This window comes from Agaricicola taiwanensis (assembly GCF_014635245.1).
Classification (GTDB): domain Bacteria; phylum Pseudomonadota; class Alphaproteobacteria; order Rhizobiales; family Methylopilaceae; genus Agaricicola; species Agaricicola taiwanensis.
This window is the reverse complement of the sequence record NZ_BMCP01000004.1, coordinates 21356-38642: the sequence shown is the minus strand read 5'-3', so window position 1 is coordinate 38642 and position 17287 is coordinate 21356. Positions and strand designations below refer to the sequence as shown.

Here is a 17287-nt window from a genome sequence, read left to right as displayed (position 1 = left end):
GATGCAGAACACGGACGATATCTGGAATCTGGTCGACCAGAGAAAGCGCGAATTCGAGGAGTTGAGCGACCGCATCTGGGGAATGCCGGAGATCGCCTATCAGGAGTTCCGGTCATCAGCCGAGCACGCCCGCGCGCTGGCCGCGCAAGGCTTTCGCGTGACGGAAGATGTCGCGGGGATCCCAACCGCCGTCATGGGTGAGGCAGGAAGCGGGGGCCCGGTCATCGCCATCCTCGGAGAATACGATGCGCTGCCCGGCCTCAGCCAGGAAGCAGGCTTGGCCGAGCCGCGCCCGCTTCCCGGCAACGGACACGGCCATGGCTGCGGCCATAACCTCCTTGGTTCGGCGGCCATGCTGGCGGCAACCGCCGTCAAGGACTACCTGGAGGCGAGCGGCCGGTCCGGCACGGTGCGCTACTATGGCTGCCCGGCCGAGGAAGGCGGCGCCGCCAAGGCGTTCATGGTGCGGGAGGGCGCCTTCGACGATGTCGACGTCGCGATCTCCTGGCACCCCGCCACCATGACGCGGATCGATGATGCGAAGTCGCTCGCCAACACGCGGATCGACTTCCACTTCCACGGGCGCGCCTCGCATGCCGCCTCCGCGCCCCATCTCGGCCGCAGCGCCCTCGATGCCGTGGAACTCATGAACGTGGGCGTGAACTATATGCGCGAGCACATGCCCTCGGACGCGCGCATCCATTATGCGCTTCTCGACGCCGGCGGCGTCGCGCCCAATGTGGTCCAGGCCTCCGCGAAGGTGCGCTACGCCATCCGGGCACGCGACCTGCCCGGCATGATGGCGCTGAACGAGCGGGTCAAGAAGATCGCGGAGGGCGCTGCCCTCATGACCGAGACCAAGGTCACCATCAAGGTCATCAGCGCGGTGTCGAACCTCCTCGGCAACCGGCCGCTGGAAGAGGCGATGTACAACAACCTCATGCGCCTCGGTCCACCGCCGTTCGACGCCGAGGATCGCGCCTATGCCGCCCGCATCCAGAAAACCCTCAGCGACGAGGACATCCTCACCGATTACCGCCGCGTCGGCGTGCCGGTCCGGCCGGACACGCCACTCTGCGACTTCATTGTGCCGCTCGATTCCAGGGGCGAGACCATGAGGGGCTCCACCGATGTCGCCGACGTGAGCTGGGTCGTGCCCACCGTCCAGGTCCGCATGGCAACCATCGCCATCGGAACGCCCGGCCATTCCTGGCAGGTCACCGCGCAGGGCAAATCGCCGGCGGCGCACAAAGGCATGGTCCATGCGGCCAAGACCATGGCGGCCACGGCGGTCGAGGTGCTCACCGATCCTGATCTTCTCGCCCGTGCCAAGGAAGACTATCGGCAGCGCACCGAGCGCACGCCCTATGTCTGTCCGATACCGGCGGATGTGCAGCCGCCGCTGCAGCCACGGCCGCAAGTCGCCGCCTGAACCTGATGAAGCGGATTAGGAGGCCACCATGCCGAGCCTGATCGAAGAAGTCGCCAGCTGGAGCGGAGGCAGGCCGGAGTTCACACCGCTGGTCCGCACACGGGCGCGGCACGCCATTGCCGATACCATTGCCTGCATGCTCGCGGGCGCCAACGATGTCGCCACCGGCGCGGTCCGCGCGACCTTCGCCGGCGGCAACACGGAGGGGCCCGCCCTCGCGGTGGGCGGCGGCAGGGTGCCTGAGGCCATCTCGGCCCTCATCAACGGCACCGCCGCCCATGCCCTCGACTATGACGACAACTTCCGTCCGGGGCGGACCCATGCCTCGGCGGTGTTGGTCCCGGCGCTTCTAGGCGTCGCGCTGTCGCGGCGGGCCACGGGGCGACAGTTGGTGGAGGCCTATCTGGTCGGACTGGAAGCTCAGGCCGCCGTCAGCCGCGGCGTGAACCCGTCGCATTACACCCTTGGCTGGCACTCCACCTCCACGGTCGGCTGCATCGGCACGGCCGCCGGTGTTGCCTGGCTGCTCGGCCTTGATGAGGCCGGCATCGCATGCGCCATGAGCATCGGGGTCAGCATGGCGGCGGGGGTCAAGGGCCAGTTCGGAACACCCGCCAAACCACTCCACGCCGGGCTTGCCGCGCGTAATGCGGTGGACGCCGCGATGCTCGCGGCCAACGGCATGACGGGGCGCCTCGACGTGCTGGAAGCGCCGCAGGGTTTCCGGCAGCTCTATGGCGGCGATGACGCCGCCGGCTGGGAGGGCGGCGCGGCGGCAATCGGTGCGCCGCATTCCATCGAGACCGCCGGGGTCGCGCCAAAGCGTCACCCCTGCTGCGGCTCGGCCCATAACACGGTCGATGCCATCCTCGACCTCAAGGCGGCGCATGGTTTCAACGCCGGCGATGTGGCCGAGGTGCACACCCATGTGGGTGTCGCGAACATCCGCAATCTCTCCTTCGCCAAGCCCGAGAACGAGATGCAGGCGCGCTTCTCCATGCATTACTGTGTGGCGGTGGCGCTCCTGAAGGACCGGCTCGAGCTCACCGACTTCACACCGGCGGCAGTCCGGCGCGCGGAGGTGCGTGCCCTTCTGCCCCTGACGACCATGACGGCCTATTCCTGGGAAGAGGAACTGGCGGCAAACGCACGGCTGCCGCACCGGATCACCATCCACCTGCGCAACGGTTCGGTGCTGAAGGGCGAGCGCGCACAGGCCAAGGGCACCATTTTCGATCCCTTCGACGACGCCGACCGGCTCGCCAAATTTATCGACTGCTCCCGCGCGACGCTGGAACCTTCCGAAGCCGAACTCCTTCACAGCAGGCTGAACCAGCTGGATCAGGCGGAGGATCTGACGTTCCTGGAGGCTCCACTCGCCGAAGCGGGGCGGAAGTCTCCGGCGAAGCCGGACGCTGCCGTGGCGTGATCCCCTGCTAGACTCTGGCGCGCAAGCGGCTAAGACCATCGCGCGTGTGAGCATGCGTTAAGGGAGACATGATGCGGCGCAAGCGTGATGGTCTGAAACAGGCGAAGGCCGATATCATGGACGTCATCCAATGACCCCCTCGAACGCGACCCTGATCACACCAGGCGGCGCCTCGGACAGCGGGGGCGGAGGCGCGGAGCCCAAGGATCGGCAGTTCGTCACGGCGCTGGCGCGCGGGCTGAAGGTGCTGCGTTGTTTTGCAGCCGAGAAGCGTGAACTGGGAAGTTCCGAAATCGCGCGGCTGACCGGGCTGCCGCAGCCAACGGTCTGGCGGCTCTGCAAAACCCTTCAGGATGAGGGTTATCTCCTGCCCGGCAGCGGCCGGGACCAGCTCCAGCTCAGCCCCTCCGTGCTCGGGCTCGGCTACAGCGCGCTTGCCTCCATGGCCCTGACGGAAGTTGCGAAGCCGGCCATGCAGGAAATGGCCAACCGCTTCGGCGCTGCCTGCTCCATGGCCACCCGCAACGGACTGCACATGATTCTGGTGCAGCGCTGTCAGGGCCAATCCGACCTGGTGCTGAACCTTCACGTGGGCTCGCAGCTGCCGCTGACGGCAAGCGCGATCGGGACAGCCTACATCGCCTGCATGAGCGAGGCCGATCGGGCGTCACTCTACCAGGACATCAAGGCCCGGGATGAACCGAACTGGCCGGCGCGTGAAGCCATTCTGGCCCACGCACTTCGGCAGTACGCCGCGGATGGCTTCATCGTCGACTGCGGAGGCTTCCATCCTCGCATCAACACGGCGGCGGCGGCCTTCAACGCCAGCGGTGGTCTGATCTATTCGCTGAGCTGCGGAGCGCCGGCGGAACAGCTGTCGGAAGACGTGCTGCGGAAAGAGGTGGGACCTGCCCTGCTGCGCCTGTCAAAAGCCCTGGCTTCACAGCACTAAGGCATTCGCCTTCACAGGCAGGAAAGGCTGACCGGCCTCAGCGCAGCAGTTGCTTCAGCCGGTAAAGCGCGTCCTGCGCCGCCCGAGGCGTGAGCTCGTCGGGATCGATGGCATCAAGCGCCTCGAGCGCGGGATGCGGCGCCCCGGCTGTGGGCGAAGCGGCGGGCCGCGCCGCGAACAGCGGCAGGTCGTCGATCAGCGTCTCCACCGAAGCCCCGCGTTCCGCCGCCTCCAGCTCCGCCAGGATGATGCGTGCGCGCTCCACCACGGCCGAGGGAAGCCCGGCGAGCTTTGCCACCTGCACGCCGTAGGAACGGTCGGCCGCCCCGGGCACCACCTCATGGAGGAACACCACATCGCCGTTCCATTCGGTGACGCGCACCGTGACGTTGTGCAGGCGCGGCAAGCGCTTTGTCAGCTGCGTCAGCTCATGAAAATGCGTGGCGAAGAGCGAACGACAGCGGTTTACTTCATGCAGATGCTCGATGGCAGCCCAGGCGATGGAGAGGCCGTCGAAGGTGGCGGTGCCACGGCCGATCTCATCAAGGATCACCAGTGAACAGGGCGTCGCCTGGTTGAGGATGGCGGCCGTTTCCACCATTTCCACCATGAAGGTGGAGCGCCCGCGCGCAAGATCATCCGCTGCTCCGACACGGCTGAAGAGCCGGTCCACCACGCCGATGTGCGCGGAGGTCGCCGGCACATAGCTCCCCATCTGCGCCAGGATCGCGATCAGCGCGTTCTGGCGCAGGAAGGTCGATTTGCCCGCCATGTTGGGGCCGGTGATGAGCCAGATCCGTCCGCTCTCGAGGTTCTGCGGCGGCGACAGATCGGCGTCGTTGGCAACGAAGGTCTCGCCGGCCGCGGCCACCGCCGCCTCCACCACGGGATGCCGCCCGCCCCTGATGTCAAAGGCAAGGCTTGAGTCGATCTGCGGCCGCACCCAGCGCCGCTCGACGGCCAGTTCCGCCAGCGAAGCCGCGACATCGAGCGCCGCCAGCGCGTCGGAGGCCGCGCGAATGGCGGCCTCATGAGTCATGACAAGGCCCGCCAGTTCGGCAAAGATCTTCTGCTCGATGGCAAGCGAGCGCTGGCCGGCGGCGGCAATGCGTGCTTCGAGGTCCGACAGATCGGCCGTGGAGAAGCGCATGGCGCCCTGCAGCGTCTGGCGATGGATGAAGGTGGCCGATAAGGGCGGCCGGCGCAGTTCCTCGCCTTTCTCGGCCGGCACCTCGACGAAATAGCCCAGGAAGTTGGTGTGCTTGATGCGGAGCGTCCGTGCACCCGCCAGTTCGGCGTAGCGCGCCTGCATATCCGCGATCACGCGCCGGCTTTCGTCGCGCAGCTGCCGCTGCTCGTCGAGAGTGCCGTCAAAGCCCAGGCGGATGAAGCCGCCGTCCGAGAGCTTCAGCGGCAGGTCGTCCGCCAATGCGCCGGCAAGACTTTGCTCAACCACGGCATCTACGGCACTGAGCGCATCCGCAGCCCGGCGGATCGCGGCGGGCTCGTCTTCCCGGACGAAGCCGGCCACCGCCCGCGCCGCGGCAAGGCCGTCGCGGATGCCGGCAAGATCGCGTGGGCCGCAGCGGCCGACGGCGATGCGCGTGAGGGCCCGCGACAGGTCCGGGGCCGCCGACAGTGCATCGCGCAGGCGCCGGCGGAACAGGAGATCCTCGGCAATGCGTGTCACCGCGTCGAGCCGGCCTTCAATGGCCTTGGGATCGGTCAGAGGACCGGCCAGCCAATCGGCGAGAAGTCGTCCGCCTGCCGCCGTCACCGTCCGGTCGATGGTGGCAAGAAGGCTGCCCTTGCGCTCGCCGGAGAGGGTGCGCGTGAGCTCCAGATTGGCGCGCGTGGCGGCATCGATCTCGACGGTTGATCCGCGCGCGGCGCGCACCGGTGCGCTGAGGGGTGGCCGGGTGCCGCGCCACATGCGCTCCACATAGGAGACGGCAAGCGCCGCCGCGCCGATTTCCGCACGCGAGAAAGTGCCGAAACCCTCGAGCGTCGACACGCCGAAATGTTCCGCCAGCCGCCGCTCCGCGCCGGGACCTTCCGCCAGATCGCGGCCAACGGGACTGATGGTGGCGCCGCAGCCCATGGCGGCATCGCGCAGCACCTCGTCATTCGCGACAGCCTCGGCCGCGACCACTTCCGCCGGATCGAGCCGCGCGATCTCCGCACCGAGGGAGCCTTCGCCGAGCTCCACGACGCCGAAACCGCCGGTGGACACATCGATCCAGGCAAGGCCGTAGCGGGCCTCCTCCTCACCGGAGAAAAGACGCGAGACGGCGACGAGGTTGTTCGCGCGCTTAGGCTCCAGCAGCGCCTCTTCCGTCAGCGTGCCCGGTGTGACCAGGCGCACCACATCGCGCTTCACCACCGATTTGCCGCCGCGCTTCTTGGCCTCCGCCGGATCCTCGATCTGCTCGCAGACGGCCACACGGTAGCCCGCCGCGATGAGCCGCATGAGATAGTCGTCCGACCGCTCCACCGGCACGCCGCACATGGGGATGTCTTCTCCCAGATGCTTGCCGCGTTTGGTCAGGGTGATGCCGAGCGTGCGCGCCGCGTCTTCCGCGTCCTTGAAGAACAGCTCGTAGAAATCACCCATGCGGTAGAACAGCATGCAATCGGCATGGGCATTCTTCAGCTCGAGATACTGCTCCATCATAGGCGTCACCTTCGCCTCGGGCGACGGCGCGGCATTGTCGGGATGGGCGGCGGTGGCAGAGCGTGTCATCGCGCGCGACATTAACGAATTTGACTGAGGTGGGTGAGCCTCGCCGCGCACCCTCAACAGCTTTGTGTCTGTTTAATCCGCCTTTGGTCGCATGAAGTCTGTTGAGCCCGGCGGCATGGACGGATAGTTTGCGCCCTCCCAGCCGTCGGGCTGGTTATTGGAAACGCCGGGACAACAACATGAACGCGCCGATCATCCGCAAGCCGCGCCCCACCTTCACCGACCAGGAAGCGCTCCAGTTCCACCAATCGGGGCGGGCCGGCAAGCTGGAGATCGTGCCAACCAAGCCCATGGCGACCCAGCGCGACCTGTCGCTCGCCTATTCGCCCGGCGTTGCCGTGCCGGTGCGCGCAATCGCCGAAGATCCCTCGCGTTCTTTCGACTACACCGCGCGCGGAAACATGGTCGCCGTGATCTCGAATGGCACGGCCATCCTCGGCCTCGGCAATCTCGGCGCCCTTGCCTCCAAGCCCGTCATGGAAGGCAAGGCCGTGCTCTTCAAGCGCTTTGCCGATGTCGACAGCATCGATCTTGAGGTCGACACCGAGAACGTCGACGAATTCATCAATGCGGTGCGCTACCTCGGCCCCTCCTTCGGCGGCATCAACCTTGAGGACATCAGGGCTCCCGATTGCTTCGTCATCGAAAGCCGGTTGCGCGAGTTGATGGACATCCCGGTCTTCCACGACGACCAGCACGGCACCGCCATCATCGCCGCCGCCGGCCTCATCAATGCGCTGCACCTCACCGGCCGCGACGTTACCCAGACCAAGCTCGTCTGCAACGGCGCCGGCTCGGCTGGCATCGCCTGCCTGGAGCTCATCAAGGCCATGGGCTTCAAGCCCGACAACGTCATCCTCTGCGACACCAAGGGCGTCATCTACAAGGGCCGCGAGGAAGGCATGAACCAGTGGAAGTCGGCCCATGCCGCCCAGACCACGGCCCGCACGCTGGCGGACGCCATGGAAGGCGCCGATGTGGTCTTTGGCCTCTCCGCAAAGGGCGCGCTGACATCAGAGATGATCGCCTCCATGGCGCCTAATCCCATCATCTTCGCCATGGCCAATCCCGATCCGGAAATCACGCCGGAAGAGGTGCGCGAGATCCGTGACGACGCCATCGTCGCCACCGGCCGGTCCGACTACCCGAATCAGGTCAACAACGTCCTCGGCTTCCCCTACATCTTCCGTGGAGCGCTGGATGTGCGCGCCACCACCATCAACATGGAGATGAAGGTGGCTGCGGCGGAAGCCCTCGCCGCCCTCGCCCGCGAGGATGTGCCCGATGAGGTGACGGCGGCCTATGGCGCGCGCCCCCGCTTCGGCCGCGAATACATCATTCCCGTCCCCTTCGATCCGCGCCTCATCGCCACCATCCCCTGCGCGGTGGCGAAGGCCGCCATGGACACCGGCGTGGCGCGCAAGCCCATCGTCGATCTCGATCGCTACGCGCAGGAGCTGCGTTCGCGGCGCGACCCGGCGGCAGGCACCCTGCAGCGCGTCTTCAACAAGCTGCGCCGCGACCCCAAGCGCGTCGTCTTCGCCGAGGGCGAAGAGGAACAGGTCATCCGCGCCGCCGTCTCCTTCGTCAACCAGGGCCTCGGCACCGCCATCCTGGTCGGCCGCGAGGATCGGGTTGCCGAGACGGCCTCCTCGCTCGGCGTCGAGCTCAAGGACGGCATCGAGATCATGAATGCCCGCCTCTCCACGCGGAACGCCTATTACACCGACTATCTCTACGATCGACTGCAGCGGCAGGGTTACCTGCAGCGCGACGCGCAACGGCTGGTGAACCAGGACCGCAACCACTTCGCCGCCTGCATGCTGGCGCTGGGTGATGCCGATGCCATGGTCTCGGGCACCACGCGTTCCTATGCCACCGTCATGGACGACGTGCTGCGCGTAATCGACGCCAAGCCCGGCCGCCGGGTGCTCGGCGTCAGCATGGCGCTGACGCGCGGCAGCACGGTCATCGTCGCCGACACCGCGCTGACCGAACAGCCCGGCCCGGAGGAACTGGCCGACATCGCGGTTGCCGCCGCCAATGTGGCCCGCAGCATGGGCTATGAGCCCCGCGTTGCCATGCTCGGCTCGTCCACCTTCGGCAATCCGCCGTCAGAACAGGCCAGCCTGGTGCGCGAGGCTTTGAAGCTGCTGGAAAAGCGCCGTATCGATTTCGAGGTCGACGGCGAGATGACGGCCGACGTGGCGCTCGACAAGGACCTCCTGTCGACCTACCCCTTCTGCCGTCTCTCCGGCCCCGCCAACGTCCTCGTCATGCCGACCCTGGCGGCCGCCTCCGTCGCCACCAAGATGCTGCAGGAACTGGGCGGTTCGACCGTCATCGGGCCGCTTCTGGTCGGCCTCGACCGCCCGGTGCAGATCGTGCCCCTGGGCGCCATCGACAACGACATCGTCAACATGGCGGCGCTGGCGGCCTATAACGTCGGTTCGTGAGGCGGAGAGCGTCGTGTATCCTTCGAGACGCCGCCTAAGGGCGGCTTCTCAGGATGAGGTTCGTGGGCTTGACCAGCTCTGCTCAGAGCGTGCCACACTCACTATCCTCATGCTGAGGTTGGCCGAAGGCCAAGTCTCGAAGCATGCAGCCAGGACCGTGATCATCTAACGCTGATAGTAGTCGATGTACCGCGTCCCGATCGCATCAACCGGCATCACGATGAACACATCCGTGGTGCCGAACTGGCGGTCGATCACCGCGCCGTCGCCCACCATGGCGCCCACCCGCAGATAGCCCTTGATCAGCGGTGGAAGCTGCTTCAGCGCCGCTTTCACATCCACCGCCTCCGGCGCAAGCCGGTTCATCTCCACCCGGCGCTGCGCCAACGCCTCGGTGCGCCAGCCCTCCGAGGCGCCATGCGCCTGGGCAAGATAGGACAACGGCAGGGCCAGCCGCTCCGGATCGACGCCCTCCAGGCTGGCGCATCCGATCATCGCGTCGATGTCATGAGCGCGCACATAGGCCCAGATGCCCTGCCAGAGAAGCTCGACGATCCGCTTGGTGCGATAGGGCTTCAGCACGCAGGAGCGGCCGAGTTCGAGGAAGTTGAGGTCCGGCTTGCGGGCGATGAGGCCCGCCACGTCGTACTCGGCGGCGGAATAAAAGCCCCAGTTCACCTCGGCCACATCCTGCCGCAGCAGCCGGTAGGTGCCGACCACCTTGGGCGTGGCCCGCTTGAATGCCCCCGCAGGAACATCGTGATCGAGCACCAGGAGATGGTCGCAGATGGCGTCGAACTCATCCATATCCCGGCGCACCAGCGCGCTGGCCGGGCCCGGCACGGCCGACATTTCCTCATAGAAGACCTTGTAGCGCAGCCGCTGGGCCTGCTTCACCTCGGCGACGTTGGCGGCGAGAACAAGTTCAAGATTGCCGATTCGCCCGAGGCTGCGCGGCAGGTTGACCGATGGCAGGCGGCGGAACCCGGCGGCGGGCAGGCCGAAACCCGGCAGCCAGCCGATCTGGCCGGCGCGGGCAAAACTGCCCTCCTCCCGCCGGCGCCGCAAACGCTTCATGAAGAATCTCGCATTCAGATGACGTTGTTGCAGCACTGCCCGTTTTCCCCGTCAGGACACCGCACGGTGCGAGCGCAACAAGACCCCCGCGGCACTCCACCGTCAACCGAAGTGACCATAGGCAGCCCAAGGATTTATGACAAACCTTTGGACGGAACTCGGCGGAGGCAGCGGCAGGCGATCTTTAGCCCACGCGCTTCATGATATCGCTGGAGAGCACCGCGGAGAGGGCATCGGGATCAAACGGCTTGGGCAATACGGCGTCGACGCCGTGACCGTGCGCCTGTTCCTGGAGGGGCTGGATATCCGCCGCCGTGACCACCACGATGGGAATGTGGTGTTTGGCGCCCCGGGCCGCCTCGATCCGCCGGATCGCGGCTGTGGTGTCGAAGCCGGAAAGCTTCGGCATTTCAAGATCCAGCACGGCAAGCTCGAAGGGGTCGGCCTCGGAAGCCCCGTCAAAAGCCTCCACCGCAGCCTTGCCATCGCAGACCGCCGTGACACGCCACCCGGCATATTCGAGCCGGGTGCGCACCAGGAGCGCGTTGACCCCGTCGTCTTCGGCCAGAAGCGCCCGTGGCCGCTGCGGCATGGCATCCAGCGTGAACGGCGGTTCCGTCTTCTGTGGCACCGCGACGGGAGCGCGCAGGAGAAGGTCGCGCAGGGACTGTGCCCGCACGGGCCGCATAAGATATTCCCCGGGCGTGCCGCCGGCGCGGCGCTCGGCCGGCGTGATCAAATGGATGACGCGGGCGCCGCGCCGTGCCGCGCGGACGAGCGCTTCGGCCATGGGTTCGCGGACGGCCTGGTCGACGAAGATCATCGTCCAGTCGCGCTGCTCGATCTCGCGCGCGGCAAGCTCCGCATTCGCGGCCAGGGCAACCTCGCCCCCCGCGATTCCCAAGGCTTCCGCGAGCCAGGGGCCCTCGAACGGCGAGGCGGCGGCAACGAGCGCGACGGCACCCTCCAGCCAAGGTTCCGGCCCCGCGCTGTCGCTCTCGACGGTGAAGGGAAGCGAGACGGTGAAGGTCGACCCTTCACCGACAACGGTGTGAAGATCGAGCGTTCCACCGAGCCGTTCCGACAGATGGCGCGCGATGGAGAGGCCGAGGCCCGTCCCTGAACCCTTGGCATCCATGCCGCGCTGGAAGCGACCGAACAGGCGGCGTAGGTCGCCTTCGGGAATGCCGGGGCCCGTGTCGTGCACGGCGAAGACCACCCCCGTCGGTGTCGGATCGGCCCTGAGGCCGACACCGCCCGTGGAGGTGTACTTGACGGCATTGCCGACGAGGTTGACCAGGATCTGCCGTAGCCGCTGCGCATCGCCGACGAGGAGGGCCGGCACCTCCGGCGAGACATGGCCCGCGATGTCGAGCCCCTTTGCCTGCGCATGCGGCGCCAGGAGTTCCACGATCTCGGCCACCAGCCTGTCCGGCGCGAAACTGTTGCTGATCTGCGTGAACTCACCCGCCTCGATGGCGGCGACATCGAGGAGATCGCCGACGATGGCATGCATGGTTTCCGCTGACCCGCGAATGGCGCGCACATAGGTCGCCTGCTCGGCGGAAAGCTCGGTGGAGAGCAGGAGATCGGTCATGCCGACGACGCCCGTGATGGGGGTTCGCAGCTCATGCGTGACGGTCGCCACCGGCGCGACACTCGCACTCTCGGGCGATGTCGCCGTCCGCCGCGCCAGGCGCGAGGCGATGAACCCTGCCGCGAAGGCTGCGACGGCAATGGCAATGATGGTCAGCATGTCGTTCCTCTCCCAGCCTGACCATAGAGCTGCGGAAGTTAAGGAACGATTCTCCGTCGATGACCCGGTTGAACCCGTGAAGCTCCGCGCCTGGGCTGCCAAGAGCATGCGGCCGCGTCAGGGGTAGATTTCATCGAAGGCCTCGTTGGCGAGCTCGTCGATGCGGTCCTTGCCGCCGTGGCGGTCCATGTGGCCCTGGAGGACGTCCATGCCCCAGTCGCCGTGGGCGGCATAGGCTTCCGGCAGGGCCGTCTTGAGGTCCTCCCAGGCCTTGTCGCGGGCATCGCTCACCCAGTGGTCGCGATCTTCGTGCGGCCCGAACTGATAGAAGTTGCGGCCGAGGTGGTATTTCACCAGCACCTTGAACTTCTCGGCGAAGACACCCTTGAAGCCCGTCAGTGTGCGACTGCCGAGATTGATGTCATGGACAAAGTCCCGGGCCAGCGAGGCGAGGGTGTCGGTGTAGAGGCCCTCATCGATGTGGCCCGAGGGCGGCGTGTAGTCGGACGATGGCGGGGCGGGCGGCTCCTCGCCCTCGAGCCAGGCCTGATAGTCCTCCCAGATGCGCTCGCCGAAGGTTGCCACATCGCCCTTGCCTCCGGTGCTGTGGAGATAATTCCGCACCTTCTTCACAAGGTCCTTGTGATGCTCGGAGGAGACATTGCCGATGCGATCCTCGATGTCGTCAAGGGTACGGGCGATGGCCTTCGCCAGCCGCTCCGGATCATCCCTGCGCCCCTCCATGTGCTTCAGGTTGTGGAGCACCATGTCGGAGACGGGCTGGCGGAAGGGACCGGCGGTCAGGGGATCGATATCTCCGTCGTCATAGCTTGCGGCCAGGTCGGTGACCACGCCGTTGAGCAGGTTCTGATAGGTCTGCCGTTCCGCCGCGCTGGCGGTGCCGCGCTCGTCGAAGGCCTCGTCGGCGAGTTCGTCGATGCGGTCCTTGCCACCGTGGCGGTCCATGTGGCCCTGGAGGATGTCCATGGCCCAGTTGCCGTTATCGCCATAGACGGTGGGCAGCTTCTCCTTGATGGCATTCCAGGCTTTGTCGCGGGCCTCATCCACCCATTTGTCGCGGTCCGCACCCGGGCCGGAGGATCTCTCGTCCTTGTCGAGGAAGTAACGCACCAGCACTTTGAACTTCTCGGCAAAGACGCCCTCGAAGCCCGTCAGGGTGCGGCTGCCGAGATTGATGTCGCCGATGTAGTCCTGCATCAGGCTGTCGAGCGTCGTGTTGAAGGTTGCCTCGTCGATGAAGCCCTTGGGCGCCTCATAATCCTCCTGCGCCTCCAGGATGAACTCCTCGCCCTTCAGGAAGGCGGTGTAATGGCGCCAGGCCTGCTCGCCGAAATAGGCGACATCGCCGATGCCGCCGAGACCGGACAGATAGGATCGCACCTCGCTCGCCACAGCCCTGGCGTGTTCGCTGGGCACATTGCCGATCCGGCCGCGGATATCGTCCATGGTCTTGAAAATGGCCTCCTTCAGGCGTTCGCCACCTTCGGCGCCGCCCTCCATGTGGATGAGGTTGTAGAGCAGCATCTCCTCGGTGCGTTCGCGGAAGCCTTGAGCGGTCAGCGGCGCCACCTTCCCCGTCTCCGGATCATAGCTCTGTGCCAGATCGACCACGGTGCCGTTGAGCAGGTCCTCATAATCCTGCGGCGTGAGCGCCTTCACATGCTCGCCGTAGGTCTCGCCCAGGTCCGACCGCGGATGGTTGTGGTGATGACCGGGCCGCCCTCCTCCATGTGTGTGGGCCCCGCCCCGCTGTTCCCGGTACTGCTGCCACCAGTCATCGGCATTGTCCGCGTCGATGCCGGCCCAGAAGCCGTTGGCCTGCACCTCGCCACGATCGCTGTAGAACTCTCTTGGAGGCAGCCGCATTTCCGGATGCTGCGCGCCGCCGCGCTCCCGGCGATAGGCGTTTTCAGTACCGATCGTTTCGAACTGAGCGGGTCCGAGGCCAATGGCAAAGATTTCCTCGGCCTGGATGCGCAGGCGCTCAGGCGGATTGCCGGAGCCGGTCAGAAGGAAATATCCATTGTCGGTGACGCCTCTCAGACGCCGTGCCACATGAATGAGCTCGTGGGCCAGAATGACGTCGGTGGGCATGCCTTCTTCGCTTCCCCACGGCTCGTTGGCCGACATTTCCGTCCCCGGCCGTCCGGTGAGGAAAACGTCGATACCGCCGCTCGGATTGGCACGCGTGAAGTTACCCTGGTCCGAGGGGCGCAGATGAACGCGCTCCCCGGAATCGAGGATTGCGTTGATTGTCAGCCGGCCCGTGGGCGTCTGCACGAACATCGCGAGGTCGTGCAGACGCGCAAGCATATGCGCCTCGCCATTCGCACCAGCCCCATGCACCTCCATGGTGCCAAGCACCGTCACGGTCTCCCACGTCCGGAAGAAGTCGAAGGGAAGATCGCGGTCAAGCGCCTCGGAGATCCGCCGGACATACTCCCGCGCCTGCTCTTCCACCGAGCCCTGCGGCGGCAGATAGTCCATCTCGGTCCCGGCCGGTCCGTCCGGTTCGGGCGGATCGGCGAAGGGGCCGATCGAAGGGTCGTAGGCGCGCCCTGCCGCCACGGTCAGAACGTCCCACAGCAGCTGAAAAGGGTTCACATGGTAGTTCGGCTTGTTGCGATCGCCGTCGCCACGCCTTTCAAGGCTGTTTTCCAGCAGAGCCCCCGGCAAATCGCCGTCGGTATTGGCGATGCTCTCATCAGCCCCCGCTTTGACAAGCGCATCGTAGGACTCTCGATCGCCAGAGATCGCCGCGGCATGAAGAGCCGTATTGCCGAACACATCGCTCGGCCGGTCGAGGAACTCTTGCAGTTTGTCCTTTGGTATTTTCGCCAGGATCGCCTTGACCGTGTCCGGGTTGCGGTTACCTGCGGCATAGGCAAGCCCGGTGATGCCAAGATCCAGCTCGACCATGGGATCGGCCCCGGCCTCCAGCAGTTCCTTGGCCCGGTCTTGGTTGCCGTCGAGAATGGAGCGGGCGAACTCCCGCGTCATCCGCCGGAAAAGATAATCCGCTGTCCATCGTGCCGCCTCATCGCCCTTCTCCGCAGCGGCTTGTGCAAGCCGATAGGCGCTTCTTCCCTTCTCATCGAGAGCGGCAAGATCGATGCGCCCCGTGTCCACCAGCAACCGGAACATCTCGACATCCGCATCCGCCTCCACAGCGACATGGAGCGCTGTTCCTCGGCTGCCCGCCGCGTTGATGTCGAAACCCTCGGGAGGGTTTGCCAGCATCTCCGCGACCGTCTCAGTGTCTCCGCCGCGCACCGCTTCATAAAAGCGCGCCTGCGCAGTTTCGAGGTCGTCTGACCTCTCTCGCTTGGTGAGGCGCACGGCGCTGGAGAACGCCAGTGCCGGATCGCCGTGCGTCGGCACAGCCGCATCCCGCAGCACGGAAGGAATGTACATCTGCCGTCCTTAATTTCGGCCGCCCCCGCGGCAGTTCGGACTCGGACTAGCCGTCTTCGCACCTCATCTCAAGACAGCGGACACGATGTGGCCGATGGTAGCTGCCGCCGCTCTGCAGCTCTTTTGCAAATGCTGGGGATAATCAGGCCGCCACGCGCACCATCCGGTCGGCCATGGCGATGCTGGACTCTCAGGTGCGGTTGCCATTCCGCCGCATGAAGGCGAGGGCTCGATTCGCGCTGTCGGCAGGAATGGCGGTTCAGCGCGATGGTGTCACTGGCGCCGCATGCCGTCGGGCTCAGCGGCGAGAGCCCTTGCGATATGACTGAGCTTGTCGGGGTTGCGGGTGACATAGATGCCGGTGATCCGGCCATTCTCTATGGCGAATGCTGTCGTTTGCAGCACTTCTCCGCGCTCCTTGCTGATGTATCCCGGCAGGGCGTCGATCCAGACCGGCTCGATCATAGTGGCCCACCCGTCTCCCCATTTCTGACGAAGACTGTCGAACAGCCGAAGCAGCCGTTCCACTCCGACGATCGGGTTGCGGTAAGCGGTGACCTTGCCGCCGCCGTCCGCCTGCAGCACGACGTTCTCGGCAAGCAATGTTCGCAGTGTCGCGACGTCGCCACTGGTCGAGGCCGCGAAGAAGGCCCGCGCGATACGTTCACCCTCTTCACGTTCGACGGGGAAGCGGGAGCGTGCGGTCTGAACGTGCTTCCGGGCCCGGACGGCAAGTTGCCGGACCGAACTCGGCTGACGCTTGAGGGTGACGGCAACCTCGTCGAGCGCAACACCGAACACGTCGTGCAGCAGAAAGGCCGCGCGTTCCAGCGGCGACAGGCGTTCGAGCGCCATCATGAGGGTCAGCGTCAGATCGTCCTCGTCCACGCGCTCATCCTCCGTTTCGATCAAGGGTTCGGGCAGCCATGCCCCGACATAGGTTTCCCGTCGCGCACGTGCCGACTTCATTTCATCCAGGCAGAGCCTGGCGACGGTGCGCGCCAGGAAAGCAGAGGGAGCGGACACCCCGCTCCTGTCCGCGGAGACCCAGCGCAGCCATGCGTTCTGGACGATATCCTCAGCCTCGGCCCGAGAACCGAGCATGCGGTAGGCAAGCCGGACGAGCCGCGCGCGATGCTGCTCGAAAACCTCGGTACGATCGTCGGCCTGCGGCATGGTTCCTCTTCTGGTGGTGTGCGCTCCGGCACTGCCGGAGCTTACCAGTTGGCCGCGATCACGGCTCGTCACAGGGTACTCATCATGCGTGCGCAAGCCAGGCCTCAAAACGCGTGGGTCCAAGGCGCGCGGCCTCGCCCGCTGTGAGAGAGCCATCATCGATTTCGGCACCAAAGTAGCAGGCATGAGGGTCGTCGAGCACCTCCCGGCTGTCGCCGGCTGCCCGCAGACGGCGCGAGATGAACTCCTTGAACGACGCTTTGTCAGGTCCGGCAATCTCGACTGTGCCGTTGAGCGGCGGGCGAGCGGCGACGTCCGCCAGGGCATCGGCGACATCGGCGGCGGCAATGGGCTGCAGCAGGGCGGCCGGCACCACGATCCGCCCGTCCACGACGCTTCCCTCGGCGATGGTCGTGATGAATTCAAAGAACTGCGTGGCACGGACGATGCTGTAGGGGATCGGCGCTTCCTTGATCAGGCGCTCCTGCGCGAGCTTGGCGTGGAGGTAGCCAATGCCGGGCAAACGGTCCGTTCCCACGATCGAGAGTGCCACGTGGTGCTTCACCCCGGCTGCCGCTTCGGCGGCCATAAGATTGCGGCCCGACCTTTCGAAGAAATCGAGGACGGCCTTCTCCTCGAAAGACGGTGCATTGGAAACGTCCACGACGACCTCCGCGCCGGCCAGTGCTTCCGCCAAGCCTTGCCCGGTCAGCGCATTCACGCCCGTGCGCGGCGACACGCCCACCGCATCGTGCCCTCTCTCAGCCAGCCTCGCGACCAGCTTGGTTCCGATGAGTCCACTTCCGCCAATGACCACAATCTTCATGACCT

General features: G+C 66.0%; 10 protein-coding genes. 4 read left to right on the top strand and 6 right to left on the bottom strand.

Annotated elements, in window-relative coordinates; genetic code table 11:
* Position 1: 1 nt before the first annotated feature.
* The 3 genes from IEV58_RS14545 to IEV58_RS14535 all read left to right on the top strand — a co-directional run bounded on the left by IEV58_RS14545 (position 2) and on the right by IEV58_RS14535 (position 3813).
* Positions 2 to 1432 (top strand): M20 family metallopeptidase, encoded by a 1431-nt coding sequence (locus IEV58_RS14545; protein ID WP_188410537.1) that lies wholly within the window; start codon positions 2 to 4, stop codon positions 1430 to 1432.
* A gap of 28 nt (positions 1433 to 1460) precedes the next feature.
* Positions 1461 to 2861, top strand: a complete 1401-nt coding sequence (locus IEV58_RS14540) for an MmgE/PrpD family protein (protein WP_188410536.1) — start codon at positions 1461 to 1463, stop codon at positions 2859 to 2861.
* 130 nt (positions 2862 to 2991) lie between these two features.
* Positions 2992 to 3813, top strand: coding sequence for an IclR family transcriptional regulator (locus IEV58_RS14535; RefSeq protein ID WP_188410535.1), 822 nt, complete (start codon positions 2992 to 2994; stop codon positions 3811 to 3813).
* 37 nt (positions 3814 to 3850) lie between these two features.
* Here the strand turns inward: IEV58_RS14535 and mutS are convergent, their stop codons facing one another.
* On the bottom strand, positions 3851 to 6556 hold the full coding sequence (gene mutS / locus IEV58_RS14530; protein WP_229729485.1) for a DNA mismatch repair protein MutS: 2706 nt from the start codon (positions 6554 to 6556) through the stop codon (positions 3851 to 3853).
* A 179-nt stretch (positions 6557 to 6735) separates the two neighbouring features.
* On the opposite strand from mutS, the gene IEV58_RS14525 reads away from it, so the two are divergent.
* Entirely contained in the window at positions 6736 to 9012 is a 2277-nt protein-coding gene (locus tag IEV58_RS14525) for an NADP-dependent malic enzyme (protein WP_188410533.1), read from the top strand.
* Between the two features lie 165 nt (positions 9013 to 9177).
* On the opposite strand, the gene olsB is transcribed toward IEV58_RS14525, so the two are convergent.
* The 5 genes from olsB to IEV58_RS14500 form a co-directional block, all read right to left on the bottom strand.
* Positions 9178 to 10089, bottom strand: a complete 912-nt coding sequence (gene olsB / locus IEV58_RS14520; RefSeq protein ID WP_188410532.1) for a l-ornithine N(alpha)-acyltransferase — start codon at positions 10087 to 10089, stop codon at positions 9178 to 9180.
* Between the two features lie 184 nt (positions 10090 to 10273).
* A complete protein-coding gene (locus IEV58_RS14515; protein ID WP_188410531.1) occupies positions 10274 to 11845 on the bottom strand; it encodes a hybrid sensor histidine kinase/response regulator in 1572 nt (523 codons plus the stop codon).
* 117 nt (positions 11846 to 11962) lie between these two features.
* Positions 11963 to 15280: an ankyrin repeat domain-containing protein gene (locus IEV58_RS14510; RefSeq protein ID WP_188410530.1), complete on the bottom strand. Its 3318-nt coding sequence runs from the start codon at positions 15278 to 15280 to the stop codon at positions 11963 to 11965.
* 273 nt (positions 15281 to 15553) lie between these two features.
* Entirely contained in the window at positions 15554 to 16456 is a 903-nt protein-coding gene (locus IEV58_RS14505; protein ID WP_188410529.1) for a sigma-70 family RNA polymerase sigma factor, read from the bottom strand.
* 82 nt (positions 16457 to 16538) lie between these two features.
* Complete coding sequence (locus IEV58_RS14500) at positions 16539 to 17282, bottom strand: SDR family oxidoreductase (protein WP_188410528.1); 744 nt, start codon at positions 17280 to 17282, stop codon at positions 16539 to 16541.
* Positions 17283 to 17287: the final 5 nt, after the last annotated feature.